Here is a 13,067-nt window from a genome sequence, read left to right as displayed (position 1 = left end):
AAGTGCCGCCCCGGCGGGTCAGCGGGTCAGCCGGACTTCCAGGCCGATGCCGTCGGTGGTCACCGAGCAGCCACCGAACGCGCTTTCCGCGGCCAGCGCCTCGAACTGCTCCCGGGTGAACGCCCGGCGCCGCAGCCACGCCAGCGTCTGCCGGACGGTGAAGCCGCTGACCGCGCCGACGTTCATCCCGGCGACCTCGCGGCCGATGTCCGCGCTCGTGGCCTCGTGGTTGAGGTCCTGGATCACCGCGAACCCGCCCGGGCGCAGCACCCGGTGCATCTCGTTCAACGCCGTCACCGGCTGCCGGAAGTTCTTGAACGCGGCCTGGCAGATCAGGAAGTCGAACGACTCCGCGGCGAAGGGCGCGTGCGTGATGTCGCCTTGGCGGAAGTCGATCTCCAGGCCCGCGGCGTTCTCCCGGGCGATCTCGACCATCGTGTGGCTGATGTCGAGCCCGGTGACGCGGAAGCCGCGCTTCGCCAGCTCCACGGCGAAGAAGCCGGGCCCGGGCGCCACCTCCAGGATTTCCGCGCCGTCGGCCAGCCCGGCGGTCACTTCGGCCGCGAGCCGCCGGTACCGCGCGAGCTGCGGCTCCGTCCCCCGGTTCTTGGCGTACCAGCGGGCCTGCAGCCCCTCCATCTCGGGCACCTTGTGCTTGCGGGTCGTCTCCATCGGTTCCTACCTCTCCACGAACTCCCCCAGGTCGTCCGGGAATTCGCCGGTTTCGTGGTATCGGCGCCACGCCTCGATGCCGGGCAGCGCGCCGGTGGTCAGTTCTTCGAGGAAGCCGCGCACCCAGCGCCCCTCGGCCTCCGTCATCGCGAGGTCGTATTCGACCTCCACCAGGAACAGCCGCGGCATCAGCGGCCGCAGCTGGTCCAGCGCCGCTCGCTGTGCCCCGGCGTGCTCGTCGAGGCGCGCGAGCCGCTCCCGCAGCCGGCTGACGGCCTGGTCCGGACCCAGGACGCCGATCATCGACAACCCGGCCTTGAACCGCGGGGGTTCCGGGTCGACCGTGCCGACGAGCTCGCGGACCCAGTCCTCGAACTCCTCGCGCCCGGCCGGAGTGATCCGGTAGACGGTCCGCTCGGGCCGCCCGCCGTCCTTGACGCTCTCGACAGCTTCGAGGAAGCCGTGCTTTTCCAGGTTCGCGACGACCGTGTAGAGCGATCCCCACTTGATCGGCATGTCGGCGTCCTTGCCCCGTTGCTTGAGCACGGCCGCCATCTCGTACGGGTGCATCGCGCGCTCCAGCGCGACGGACAGCACGGCCAGGCCCAGCATGCTGGCGACCTTCCGCTTCTTCATGCCGACTCCTCGTTCACGAGTACTCGCGGACGAGTATACGCAAGACGTGTCAGCAGGCAAGTGTCTTAGTAGACGAATTACTCAGAGGTCGAACATGTAGGGCACTTCGGCCTGCGCCCGGGCGTCGATCCACTCGCGCAGCGCGCGCGTCGCGAGGACGTCGTCCTCGTTGTAGCGCAGGAGCCGTTCACGCTGGTCGTCGTCCGGCTTCTCGCCGTCCATGCCCACGGCGTCGCGGTACCAGCGCATCGACGCCTCGCCGCCCGCCTCCGGGTCACGCCAGGAGAAGCCGGCCACCGGGGCGATCACCTTCAGGCCCTTGCCGTGGGAGCACAGGAACTGGTCGGTGACGCTGCGGAAGAGGTCCACCCACTGCTCGGAATCCACAAAGGACTGAATGTCCTTCTTCGCCGGGACACCGGGGTGGTCGCCGAAGCGCTCGACGGAACCGAAGAGCCAGCGGTTCTCGGCGAGCGCGTTGTAGCAGTAGGCGCGGAAGGTCAGGCCCGCCGCTTCGGTGCGCTCGCGGACGTCGGTGAGCCAGGCCCAGAACTCGGCGAAGGAGCGGGCCTCGTCGTCGGTCGGCAACGGGTCCCACGTCGCGAAGGCGCGGTAGCCCTGCGGGACGCCGATGTCGGCGCCGCTGAGCAGGCAGCCCCAGAGGTACGCGCCGGCGTCGCCGAAGCTCTCCATGTCGACGTCGACCTCGACGTCGGCGCGCGGCACCTCGACCCGGCCGACGCGGCGCACCAGCGTCAGGTCGGCCAGCCAGGCCCGGGCGAGCACGACGGCGTCCGGGAAGGTGACACCGGTCCAGTTCACCGCCGGCGACTCGCCCGCCGGGTCGAGCGCGGCCAGCTGGTCCACAGTGGACACGCCGGCGCGGCGCAGCTCGACCGCGTCCTCGCCCCGGACGACGAGGCTGACGTCGCGGGTCTCGGTGAGCACGACCTCGCACGTCGGCCACCACGGGCAGCGCCGGCACTCCAGCACGCGCGACGGCTCGGCGAGGGGCTCTTCGCCGTTCGCGGCCGCGGTGGCGATGGCCAGGCGGTCGGCGAACCGGGCTTGGTACTCGGTGAGCGCGGTGCGCCCGCCCGGCCAGGTGCCCGCGGTGAGGTCGTGCCAGACGACGACGTCGGCGTCGAGGCCGATGACGCCGCCGAGCGCGAGGCTCTCGTCGGCCTGCCCGAGCGTCTGCAGCATGCGGCGGATGTGCACGAGCCGGAGCTGGTCGCGCGGCTGCGACCGGACCTTGCGGCCCTCGTCGGCCGCGCGGTGGGCCGGGTCGAGGTCGGTCATGCCGGTGACGATCGCGCCGGTGCCGCGGTCGGTGATGCGGTGGCGCACGACGAGCACCGGGACGTAGCCGCGGCCGGTGCGGACGAGCAGGTCGATGCCGCCACGCCGGTGCCCGGCCGCGTCGACCGGCAGCAGCGCGCCCCAGATGTACCGCGCCCCGTCGGCGAAAGCCTGCAGCGTCTGCTCGACGCGCTCGTGGGCGGGGAGGTCGCGGCCGATCTTCACCCAGTGGTCGTCGTTGGCGGCCATCAGCCGGGTGACGATGTCCTCGCGGTGCGCGGTGGCGTCGTCGATCCGCTGCTGCGCGGTGGGGTCGGGCGGGGAAAGCGGTACCTCGCGCATGGCGGGGTCGTGTTCGAGGTGCACCCGGCGACGGCAGCGGCTGACCGCGCCCGCGTCGAGTACCACCTCGGTGTTCATGGAGATCACTCTAGATTCCCACCGCCGAGCCGACATGCCCGCCACCCAGGCGACCAGTAAGTTCGACCTCGACACGTCGCAGGAGGTGCCATGGCGCGCAAGGCCAAGGTCGAGGGTGAAGCCAGGTTCACCCCAAAGAGGGCGAAGAACGCGGTCGCGGTGGCGAAGGTGCTCGGCCCGGCGGTGATCCCGGTGGTGGCGCCGCTGGCGGTGCGCGCGGCGGGCGCGGCCCGGGAGGCGTACGACCGCTACCAGGCGCGCAAGCTGGGAGTCGCGGTCGACCGGCTGGGTGAGTACACCGGCCGCGGCGCGGCCCTGCACGCCCGGATCGCGGGGGTGGCCGAGGGCTGCCAGGACCTGCGGAAGTCGGAGAAGGCGTCGAAGACGGACCAGGAGTTCGCCCAGGGGGCGCTGGGGACGTTGGAACAGCTGTCGGCCTCGGTCCGCGCGGCGGAGCGGATGCCGGCGGCGCGGCGCAAGTCGGTGCACCGCGCGGTGGCCGGCGAGCTGGAGCGGCTGGAAGGCCAGCTGCTGCACCGGCTGGGGATCTGACCGCGGCGGCCCCCGGCGCCTTCGCACCGGGGGCCGCTCCGGTCACTGGATGAAGCCCTTCTTGACCATCCAGTCGTGGGCGACCTTGCCCACGTCCTTGCCGTCGACGTCGACCTGCTTGCAGAGCTCCACCATCTGGTCGTTCGTGATCGCCGCGCTCACCTTCTCCAGCGGGCCACGGACCTCCGGGTGCTGCTTCAGCCACTCCGTGCGCAGCGTCGCCACCGCGTTGTACTGGGGGAACGCTTTCTTGTCGTCCTCGAGCACCCGCAGGTTCAACCCCGAAATGCGGCCGTCCGTGGTGAAGACCTCGCCCACCGGGCAGGTTCCGCTCGCCACCGCCGAATAGATCGTGCCGATGCCGAAGTTCTTCACCGTCGGGTTCTGGAAGCCGTAGGCCTTGACCGCCGCGGGGAAACCGTCCTGGCGGCTGGTGAACTCCGTCTCCAGGCAGAACACCGCCTGGTCCGGCTTCTGCTTGACGAAGGCCGCCAGGTCGGACGTCGTCTTCAGGTTGTTCTTCGCGCCGTACTCCTCCGTCACCGCGAAGGCGTACTGGTCGTTCAGCGGCGAATAGTTCAGCCAGGTGACGCCGAACTTCTCCTCGTCCGCCTTGGCCGTCGCCTCGTACTGGGCCTTCTCGCCGCCCGGGACCGGGAGCTCGTTGCCCTGGTAGTTGATCCAGCCCGTGCCCGTGTACTCCCACGTGACGTCCGTCTGGCCCGACAGCAGCGCCTGGCGCGAGGAGTTCGACCCCTTGATGTCGGACAGGTCGACGACGTCGGCGCCGGCCGCCGTCAGGGCCATCTCGGCCATGTACGCCAGGATGATGTTCTCGGTGAAGTCCTTCGACCCCACCGTCACCTTCACCCCCTGCAGCGCCGGGATCGGCTGGATCGAGCCCGGCTTGATGTCGTACGGGACCCCCTGGTTGACCGTCAGCCCGCAGGACGACAGCGTCACCCCCAGCAGGGCCACGGCGAACAGCCTCCGGAGTTTCATCGCAGCCCCTTCGGTCCGAAGAACTGTTCGGCGACCGCGCCCACCCAGTCCACCAGCAGCGCCAGCGCGACGGCCAGCACCGAGCCGGTCACCAGCACCGGGGTCAGGTTCAGCTTGTAGCCGGTGTCGATGAGCAGCCCGAAGCCGCCGGCGTTGACGAACATGCCGAACGTCGCCGTGCCGACCGCCAGGACCAGCGAGGTGCGCAGGCCGGCCAGGATCAGGGGGACGGCCAGCGGGAGCTCGACCCGCCAGAGCACCGCCGTCGCCGACATCCCGATGCCGCGGCCCGCATCGATCAGCGCCGGGTCGACCTGCTGGATGCCGACCATCGTGTTTCGCAGCACCGGCAGCAGCGAGTAGAACGCCAGCGGCAGCGCCGCCACCCAGATCCCGCCGGTCGCGCCGGTGACGATGAACCACAGCACCAGCACGCCCAGCGCGGGCGCGGCCTGGCCGATGTTCGCGATCGCCAGGAAGACCGGGGCCAGGAAGCGCGCCCACGGCCTCGTCACGATCACCCCGAGCGGGACGGCGACCAGTACGACGATGGCGGTCACCACGAGCGTCATCAGCAGGTGGTCCCACAGCGCCGTGAACAAGGTGGGCGCGTTGAGCGTCTCCTTCTCGGTCGCGTTCAGGCCGCTGGAGAACACCGCGACCAGCGTCACCGCGACGATCACCAGCACCACGATCGGCTGGGCGAACAGCCGGACGCGTTCCGCGCGTTTCGAGCCGGACTCGGTGCTGAAGCCGGTGTCGACGACAGCCGTCATGCCGGCACCTCTTCGTCGTTCGTGTGCTCCTCGCGCAGTTGCTGGATCGTCGCGATCACGGTGTCCAGCTGGATGGTGCCCGCGTACTCGCCGCGCGCGCCGGTGACCGGCACTGACCCGCCCTCGGCGAGCATCGCCTCGAGCGCGTCCTGCAGGGTCGACTGCAGGCTGACGAGGTCGCGCAGCGGCTTGCCGAGGTTGGCCAGCGACGTCGCCGTGGTGAGCTCGCGCGCGTGCACCCACCGCGTCGGACGGCGGCGTGCGTCCAGCACGAGCGCGAAGTGCCGGCGCGACTTGTCGAGCTTCTCGCGCACCGAGGCGGGCGACTCGTCGACGGTCACGGTGAGCGCGTCCTGCTGGAGTTCGACGTCCCGGACGCGCAGCAGCGTCAGCTGCTTCAGCGACGCGCCCGCGCCCACGAAGCCCGCGACCGTGTCGTCCGCCGGGTTCGCCAGGATCGCTTCGGGCGTGTCGTACTGCAGGATCGACGACCGGTTGCCGAGCACCGCGATCTTGTCGCCCAGCTTCACGGCTTCGTCGAAGTCGTGCGTGACGAACACGATGGTCTTCTGCAGTTCGCTCTGCAGCCGCAGCAGCTCGTCCTGCAGGTTGCCGCGGGTGATCGGGTCGACCGCGCCGAACGGCTCGTCCATCAGCAGCACCGGCGGGTCGGCGGCGAGCGCCCGCGCCACGCCCACGCGCTGCTGCTGACCGCCCGACAGCTGGCGCGGGAAGCGGTCGCGGAAGTCAGCCGGGTCCAGCCCGACCAGGTCCATCATCTCCTCGACCCGGTCGCTGACCTTCTTCTTGTCCCAGCCGAGCAGGCCCGGCACCACGCCGATGTTCTGCGCGACGGTGAAGTGCGGGAACAGCCCGGCCTGCTGGATGGCGTAGCCGATCCGGCGGCGCAGGGTGTCGACGTCGAGCTTCAGCGCGTCGTCGCCGCCGATGGTGATCCTGCCGGACGTCGGCTCGATCAGCCGGTTGATCATCCGCATCGTGGTCGTCTTGCCGCAGCCGGACGGGCCGACGAAGACGACGATCTTGCCGGCGGGCACGACCATCGAGAAGTCGTCGACGGCCGGCTCGCGCGTGCCGGGGTACCGCTTGGTCACGTGCTCCAGCTCGATCTCGACGCCGGAGACTTCCTCGTTCTCAGCCACGGACACCCCTAGAGATGGTGAAGCGCTTGATCAGGACGTAGACGCCGTCGAGGAGCAGGGCGAGGATCACAACCCCGACCGTGCCGGTGACGGCTTGGTTCAGGGAGTTCGTGCTCCCCGCGTTCGTCAGCCCGGAGAAGACCTCGGCGCCGAAGCCGGGGCCCTTCGCGTAGGCGGCGATCACGGCGATGCCCATCAGCATCTGCGTCGCCACCCGCATGCCGGTGAGGATCGCCGGCCAGGCCAGCCGCAGCTCGACCCGGGTGAGCACGCCGAAGCGGCTCATCCCGATGCCGCGGGCGGCGTCGGTGACCGCCGGGTCGACGCCGTCGAGCCCGACGATGGTGTTCCGGACGATCGGCAGCAGACCGTAGAGCACCAGTGCGATCACGGCCGTCGTCGGACCGAGCCCGGAAAGCGGGATCAGCAGGCCCAGGAGGGCGAACGAGGGGACCGTCAGGATCGTGCTCGCCAGCGCCGTGGCCACCGCCGAACCGATCGGGCTGCGGTAGACCGCCACCCCGATCAGCACGCCGAGGACCGCGGCGAGGATGGTGCACTGCACCACCATGCTCGTGTGCAGATAGGCCTCAAGCCACAGCTTGCTCGCCCGGTCGGAGATGTAGTCGAAGAGGTTCATCCGTGTTCGTTCTCCCGCCCTTCGCGCCGGCCTTCACCCGAACGGGCTAGTTCCTGACCGACGGCTCAGTACCCACGGCACTGCCGGCCCAAACCCCCGTCTTCGGCCCACCGTGGCCTACCGGCCGGAGATCGGCAACAAATCACCTGAACCGGAGCTCCGCCGGGGACGTGAACTCGGTGTGTGCTCACTTCACGGGATCACACGCTCACGGCAAAGCAGGTCCCTTAGGCTGCTCTTCATGAGCGATCCGGCACGGCGTCCCGCCGTGCTCGGTGCTACCCGCGGAGCGTTGCTCGGCGTGAGTGCCGGCGCACTTTCCGTCACCGCGCACCGGCTCGCCGATGGCGGGCTGCCGGATCCGGCGATGACCGTCCTGCTCACCGGCCTGTTCGGCTGGACCGCGGCCGCGCTCACCCGCAAGGCGCGCGGACCGGTCGCCACCGTCGCCCTGCTAGGGGCCGCCCAGCTGGTGATGCACCTGTTGCTCACCACGCTCGCCGGCCACCACGCGCACGACATGGACGCGGTGCCCGGCCCCACCGGGCTCGGCATGACCGCCGCGCACACGATCGCGACCGTCCTCACCGCGCTGCTGCTCGCCCGCGCCGACACGATGCTCCTCACCGTGCTGGCCGTGCTGCGGGCGATCCTGCCGCGGCTGCTCACGCCGCTGCCGGTGCCGTCCGCGGCACCCGCGCTCGTCCCGGCCCGCACGGCCGGTCCGGACCACCTCGTCGGCGTCGACCTGCGCCGGATCCGCGGGCGGCGCGGCCCGCCCGGGCACTCCTGAAACCCAGCTCGTCCCCGAAAACGGCCGGTCCCCGAACCGAGCCGTCCCCTTCTTGAGTTCATCAGGAGTGAACCCATGTCCCAGCACGTCTTCAAGCGCGCCGGTTTCCTCGCCGCCACCGTCGGTGTCGCCGGTCTCCTCGGCACCGGCGTTGCGTCCGCGCACGTCACCGCGAACGTCTACGGCCCGCAGCCCACGAAGGGTGGCTACGCGGCGATCGTCTTCCGCGTGCCGAGCGAGGAGAAGGACCCCGTCACCACCACGAAGGTCACCGTCGACTTCAAGGCGGACTACGGCATCGGTTCGGTGCGGACCAAGCCGCTCCCCGGCTGGACCGCCGAAGTGACGAAGTCGAAGCTGCCCACGCCGATCACCAAGGACAACGGCACCCAGATCACCGAAGCCGTCACCGCGGTCACCTGGACCGCGCAGCCGGGCAGCGAGCTCAAGGCCACCGACTACCAGGAGTTCTCGGTCTCCTTCGGCCCGCTGCCGACCAACGTGGACCAGGTGGAGTTCCCGGCGCACCAGTCCTACAGCGACGGCAAGGTCGTCGACTGGAACCAGCCGACCCCGGCGAGTGGCGAGGAGCCGGAGCACCCGGCGCCGGCTGTGAAGCTGGCCGCGAAGGCGGCCGAGGGTGACGAGCACGCCGCGATGGGCGCGAACACGGCGGCCACCACCGGGGAGCAGACTCAAGCCGCGGCAGCGACGTCGGACAACACGGCGCGCTGGCTCGGCGGGGCCGGCCTGCTCGTCGGCGCCATCGGCCTCGGCGTCGGGGCCGGTGCGACCATCCGGGCCCGCAAGGCCACGGTCAAGTCGGGAGGCAACAGCTAGATGCGCGGTGTGCCTATCGTTACCAATCCGACCGGCAGTCACGGCGGAAACCCTCGCCTGGCGCGGATCGGCTGCGGACCGTGTCCGCCTGCTTTCGGCCGGATTGGTAAGGCGCTCGTCGCGCTGGCGTTGACCGCGGTGGCCGTGCTCGGCACGGCCACCCCGGCGCTGGCGCACAACGTGCTGATCTCCTCGGACCCGGCGAACGGCTCGTCCGTCGCCGCCGGGCCGCCGAAGATCAGCCTGACCTTCGACCAGTACGTGCAGGGCGCGGACGTCAACCAGATCGCGGTGACCGGACCCGGCGGCGGCCAGTGGGCCGAGGGGCCGATCGGCGTGGTGAACAACGTCATCAGCGCGCCCCTGCGGCCGCTCGGACCGGCCGGGAAGTACACCGTCGGCTACCGGGTGCTGTCCGCGGACGGCCACCCGGTGACCGGTGAGCTCTCCTTCACCCTGACCACCGCGGGCACCGGCACGCCGGCGACCGTCGACGCGGCGAGGTCGCCGGGCGGCTCCTCGTCGGCGGCGCCGCAGTCGTCGTCGACCGGGGTGCCGATCTGGGTCTGGATCGCCGGCGCGGTCGTGCTGCTGGCGATCGGGCTGACCGTGGCGCTGCGCTCGGGCGGCAACGTCAGTCAAGAAAACACAGCAGAGAAGAAGCAGTAACTCAGATGCCCCAAGCCGAGACCACCACCAAGGTCCGCTACTCGACGCTGCTCTGCATCGTGACCGCGGGCCTGCTGGGCGCCCTCATCGGCGTCGCGCTCACCGCCACCACCCCGGTCCCCGGCGTGGTGCAGCCCGGCGCGGTGGTCTCGGCCGGCATCCCGGTCGTCCGGGTCCTGCTCGACCTCGCCGCGGTCACCACGATCGGGCTCGCGCTGCTGTCCGTGCTCGTCGGCTACGACCGGCCGAAGCTGACCGAGCCGGTCATGCGGCTGGCCCGCCCGGCCGGCGTCGCGGCCGCGCTCGTCTGGGCCACGGCCGCGGTCGTCGCTCTGATCCTGCAGACCGCGGAGTACAAGCCGGGCTCCTCGACGCTCTCGCCGTCCGACATCGGCCAGTACATCTCCGACGTCGGCGCCGGCAAGGCGCTCGTCATCGTCGCCGTGCTCGCGCTCGTCCACGCCGGGATCGGCGCGCTGGCGCTGCGCTTCGGCGAGAAGGTGCCCGCCGAGGTCCGCGTCGGGCTCGGCCTGTTCGCGCTGCTGCCGCTGCCGGTCACCGGGCACGCGTCGAACTGGAACTACCACGACTACACGATGATCTCGATGGAGCTGCACGTGATGAGCGCCGTCGCCTGGACCGGCGGCCTCGGCGCGATGACCGTGCTCCTGGTGGCGAACCGGACGCTGCTGGCGCACGCGCTGCCCCGGTTCTCGAAGCTCGCGACGCTCTGCCTGGTCATCTCCGCCACCACCGGGCTGTTCAACGGCCTGGTGGAGATCTCGCTCAACCCGACCATCGGGTTCTGGGCGGCGATCTTCACGACGCCGTACGGGCAGCTGCTCATCCTCAAGCTCGCGTGCACCGGCGTCATCGCGGTGCTCGGGGCCAACGTCCGCTGGCGCCTGCTGCCGCGGATCGTCCGCCACGACCGGACGGCGCTCGCCGCGTGGGCGACGGTCGAGCTGACCGTGATGGGACTCGCCTTCGGGTTCGCTGTCGTGCTGACGCGAGCGCCGGTCGTCGCCTCCTGACGGTCGTCGTCCCAGGTAGGAGGCGGTGCGCAGTCACCGCGAGTAGCTGCAACTTGCGCATTGGAATGACCGGTGACCCATTGGGGGTGACTGGTCGGGCAGAACTTTCTACCCAGAGCGGGCGGCCTTTCGGATGCGACGAACGGTCATTTGCCGTCGTCGAATGCACGTGCAGATTGTGGTGTCGATCACACCAAGTGACAGATGAGGATCATCGGTAACGCGTCCACCGCGTGTCCGTCCGCGCGTTCCGGAAGTCGTCCAAGCGGCGGTACAGCTCCGGCCGGACCTGCGGCCGGCTGCGCAGGATCGGCAGCACGCTGGTCGTCAGCTTCAGCTCGCGGATGCCCCGGAGAACGGCGAAGCCGGGCCAGGACGTCACGTCGAAGCCGTACGCCGCGGCGAACGTCCGGTAGCCCACCGGCGGGTCGCCGAACCGCTCGCGGCCGACCGCCAGCGGCGTCAGGTCCCATTCCGGCGGCCCGACGCACGAGGAATCGAAGTCGCAGAGCACCGGACCGTCCGGACCGGGGATGACGTTGCCGGGGTACGCGTCGCCGTGGACCAGGCCCCTGGACAGCGGAAACTCCAGTTCGGCGAGCTCGGCTTCGAGCTCGGCGCAGCGGTCGAGCAGGAACTCCCGGTCGGCGTCGCTGATCTCTTCGGCGTCGGACACCCGGGCCCGCACCGCGGCGAACGGCGCCCACTCGGCGAGGCCGGGCGGCGGGGGCAGTGCGTGGACCTGGCGCAGCAGCCGGGCCAGGTCGACCGACGTCGCCGGACGGCCGATGCTCGGCACCTGGTGCCACACGGTCACCAGGTGTCCCCCGACTTCCAGCGGCTGCTCGACGTCGCCGAGCAGCCGGATGGCGGGGACGCCGTGGCGTTCGAAGTGCCGGGCCACGCGCACGACCGTGCCGACCCGGTGCCGCAGCTGCGTCGAGCCGACGATCCGGATCACGAACGGCGCGGTGACCAGCGCATACACCGCGTTGTTGGTGAACCGCAGCAGCCGCGCGCCCGCCGGGTCGAGCCCCAGCAGCGCGCACGTCTCGGCCAGTACGCCGCGCAGTTTCCCGGAGGTGAACCGGCCGTCCAAAACCGCGCCGGCGCCTTCGGGACTACGCGGCGTAGAAAGCGTGGAGACGATCGGCGAGGTCACGCGCGTCGGCGTTGTTGCGGCGGCGCTCGGCTTCTTCCTGCAGGGGCCGCATCCGGTCCTTGACCCGCTCGGACTTGATGCCCTCGGCGCAGTCGATGGCCTTGCCGCCGACCTTGGCGCCGTGGTCGAGGTCGCCGTCCAGCAGGTGGTTGGTGGCCAGCGCGCTCAGCATGAACGTCTTGGAGCGGGCCATTTCGTCGTCGTAGGTCTCGACGGCCTTGGTCAGCGCCGGGATCGCGTACTTGGTGTGCTCGGCGTTCTTCTGCGCGAGGACCGTGTGGACGGTACCGACCATGGCGTAGACGTCGGTCTCGTTGAAGAACTTGACCCACGACTCGGCTTCGGCCAGGTTGGCGCGCTCGAACTCGTCCTTGCTCCGGCCGAGCAGCTTCACCGCCTGCTCTTCGTTGCCCATCATCGCGTAGGCCCAGGCCTCGTTCGCGCACAGCACGGAGACGGCCAGCTCGGAACCGCTTTCCTGGGCGGCGATCTGGCCCAGCTGGAACAGCTTCAGCGCGTCGTTCGGGGCGTCCTGGTGCAGGTAGACGCGGCCCATCCGGTAGAGCACGTTGGCCACCAGCGGGTGGTTCTCGCCCTGCTTGGCCAGGTCCAGCGCGTTCGCGAAGTGACCGCGGGCGGAGTCCATCAGGCCGGTGTCGAAGGAGGTCCAGCCGGCCAGCGAGTGGAGGTCGGCGAGCGCCACGTACAGGCGGTTCTTCACCAGGTCGGTGCCGTGCGCCTCGAGCATCTGCTGGCCCCAGGACAGCTGGGCCACGACCGCGTCGCGGCAGAACCCGCCGCCGTACTGGTAGTCGAGCGCCCGGAGCGCCCGTGTCGCGGCTTCGACCTGGCGGACGTCGGTCATGCCGATGCGCCCGGGCGCCGGCGTCCTGGCCGGTCCGGCCGACCAGGTGCCCGACTCCGGGCCGAACACCGCTGCGCCCATCGTGACCTGGGCAGCGTGCGCGAGGAACCTCCGTCGCTTCACGGACTCGTCCTCCTCAGCCTGCTGGCCGTCGGCGGAGCCGACGACGCGTATCGCCGTGGCCTCGTCGTAGGCGAGGCCCATGTACCCACGGGGGACGCCCAGGCCATCGGCGATCCGCGTGAGCACGTCGTAGGCCATGACCTGGCGACCCTTGAGGATCTCCGACACCTCGGACTGGGATTGGCCGGTCATCGCGGCGATCTGGCGCTGCGAGACACCGTGCTTGCGCAGGAGCCGGTACACGGCGCTGATCTCGCGAGACGCGAGAGCCGTTCTCATCTCCGGCTGCTCCCACGCGTCAGCGGGAACCGCGTGGCTCTGCCGGGCTTCGGCACTGCCACCGTTACTGGCGTCCATCGCGCCCCCTCCACTGTCCGGTCGGGCGTCTGTGAAACAGCGTAGGCAAACCTGGTGAACC

At 70.6% G+C, this 13,067-nt stretch carries 14 protein-coding genes; 5 read left to right on the top strand and 9 right to left on the bottom strand.

Annotation, left to right across the window (positions count from 1 at the left end):
* Window positions 1–18: 18 nt before the first annotated feature.
* The 3 genes from QRY02_RS38020 to QRY02_RS38010 form a co-directional block, all read right to left on the bottom strand.
* The gene (locus tag QRY02_RS38020; RefSeq protein WP_285987587.1) at window positions 19–672 is read right to left on the bottom strand and encodes a class I SAM-dependent methyltransferase; all 654 of its coding nucleotides are present in this window, start codon (window positions 670–672) and stop codon (window positions 19–21) included.
* Window positions 673–678: 6 nt separating this feature from the next.
* Window positions 679–1,308, bottom strand: coding sequence for a PadR family transcriptional regulator (locus QRY02_RS38015; RefSeq protein ID WP_285987586.1), 630 nt, complete (start codon window positions 1,306–1,308; stop codon window positions 679–681).
* Window positions 1,309–1,389: 81 nt separating this feature from the next.
* Window positions 1,390–3,030 carry a TM0106 family RecB-like putative nuclease gene (locus QRY02_RS38010; protein WP_285987585.1) on the bottom strand — a complete coding sequence of 547 codons (1,641 nt, stop codon included), beginning with the start codon at window positions 3,028–3,030 and terminating at the stop codon, window positions 1,390–1,392.
* Between the two features lie 90 nt (window positions 3,031–3,120).
* Between QRY02_RS38010 and QRY02_RS38005 the strand changes: the two genes are divergently transcribed.
* Window positions 3,121–3,582, top strand: a complete 462-nt coding sequence (locus QRY02_RS38005) for a DUF6474 family protein (RefSeq protein WP_285987584.1) — start codon at window positions 3,121–3,123, stop codon at window positions 3,580–3,582.
* Window positions 3,583–3,624: 42 nt separating this feature from the next.
* On the opposite strand, the gene QRY02_RS38000 is transcribed toward QRY02_RS38005, so the two are convergent.
* The 4 genes from QRY02_RS38000 to QRY02_RS37985 are packed head-to-tail and all read right to left on the bottom strand — an operon-like array spanning window position 3,625 to window position 7,163.
* Window positions 3,625–4,584, bottom strand: coding sequence for a glycine betaine ABC transporter substrate-binding protein (locus QRY02_RS38000; protein WP_285987583.1), 960 nt, complete (start codon window positions 4,582–4,584; stop codon window positions 3,625–3,627).
* Entirely contained in the window at window positions 4,581–5,360 is a 780-nt protein-coding gene (locus tag QRY02_RS37995; RefSeq protein ID WP_285987582.1) for an ABC transporter permease, read from the bottom strand. Before QRY02_RS37995 ends, QRY02_RS38000 begins: the two co-directional genes overlap by 4 nt.
* Complete coding sequence (locus QRY02_RS37990; protein ID WP_285987581.1) at window positions 5,357–6,523, bottom strand: ABC transporter ATP-binding protein; 1,167 nt, start codon at window positions 6,521–6,523, stop codon at window positions 5,357–5,359. Before QRY02_RS37990 ends, QRY02_RS37995 begins: the two co-directional genes overlap by 4 nt.
* Window positions 6,516–7,163 (bottom strand): ABC transporter permease, encoded by a 648-nt coding sequence (locus tag QRY02_RS37985; protein WP_285987580.1) that lies wholly within the window; start codon window positions 7,161–7,163, stop codon window positions 6,516–6,518. The genes QRY02_RS37990 and QRY02_RS37985 overlap by 8 nt, the downstream gene beginning before the upstream one ends.
* A 292-nt stretch (window positions 7,164–7,455) precedes the next feature.
* Between QRY02_RS37985 and QRY02_RS37980 the strand changes: the two genes are divergently transcribed.
* From QRY02_RS37980 to QRY02_RS37965, 4 genes are all read left to right on the top strand, one after another.
* On the top strand, window positions 7,456–7,956 hold the full coding sequence (locus tag QRY02_RS37980; RefSeq protein ID WP_285994036.1) for a hypothetical protein: 501 nt from the start codon (window positions 7,456–7,458) through the stop codon (window positions 7,954–7,956).
* A 75-nt stretch (window positions 7,957–8,031) separates the two neighbouring features.
* Complete coding sequence (locus tag QRY02_RS37975; protein WP_285987579.1) at window positions 8,032–8,796, top strand: YcnI family copper-binding membrane protein; 765 nt, start codon at window positions 8,032–8,034, stop codon at window positions 8,794–8,796.
* Window positions 8,797–8,898: 102 nt separating this feature from the next.
* Window positions 8,899–9,465, top strand: coding sequence for a copper resistance CopC family protein (locus QRY02_RS37970; protein ID WP_285994035.1), 567 nt, complete (start codon window positions 8,899–8,901; stop codon window positions 9,463–9,465).
* Between the two features lie 5 nt (window positions 9,466–9,470).
* Window positions 9,471–10,499, top strand: a complete 1,029-nt coding sequence (locus QRY02_RS37965) for a CopD family protein (RefSeq protein WP_285987578.1) — start codon at window positions 9,471–9,473, stop codon at window positions 10,497–10,499.
* A 211-nt stretch (window positions 10,500–10,710) separates the two neighbouring features.
* On the opposite strand, the gene QRY02_RS37960 is transcribed toward QRY02_RS37965, so the two are convergent.
* Window positions 10,711–11,598: a phosphotransferase family protein gene (locus QRY02_RS37960; RefSeq protein ID WP_285994034.1), complete on the bottom strand. Its 888-nt coding sequence runs from the start codon at window positions 11,596–11,598 to the stop codon at window positions 10,711–10,713.
* Between the two features lie 22 nt (window positions 11,599–11,620).
* Window positions 11,621–13,006, bottom strand: a complete 1,386-nt coding sequence (locus tag QRY02_RS37955; RefSeq protein ID WP_285987577.1) for a helix-turn-helix transcriptional regulator — start codon at window positions 13,004–13,006, stop codon at window positions 11,621–11,623.
* Between the last annotated feature and the right edge of the window lie 61 nt (window positions 13,007–13,067).

Source organism: Amycolatopsis sp. DG1A-15b, from assembly GCF_030285645.1.
Taxonomy (GTDB): Bacteria; Actinomycetota; Actinomycetes; order Mycobacteriales; family Pseudonocardiaceae; genus Amycolatopsis.
This window is presented reverse-complemented; position numbering and strand designations above follow the sequence as displayed.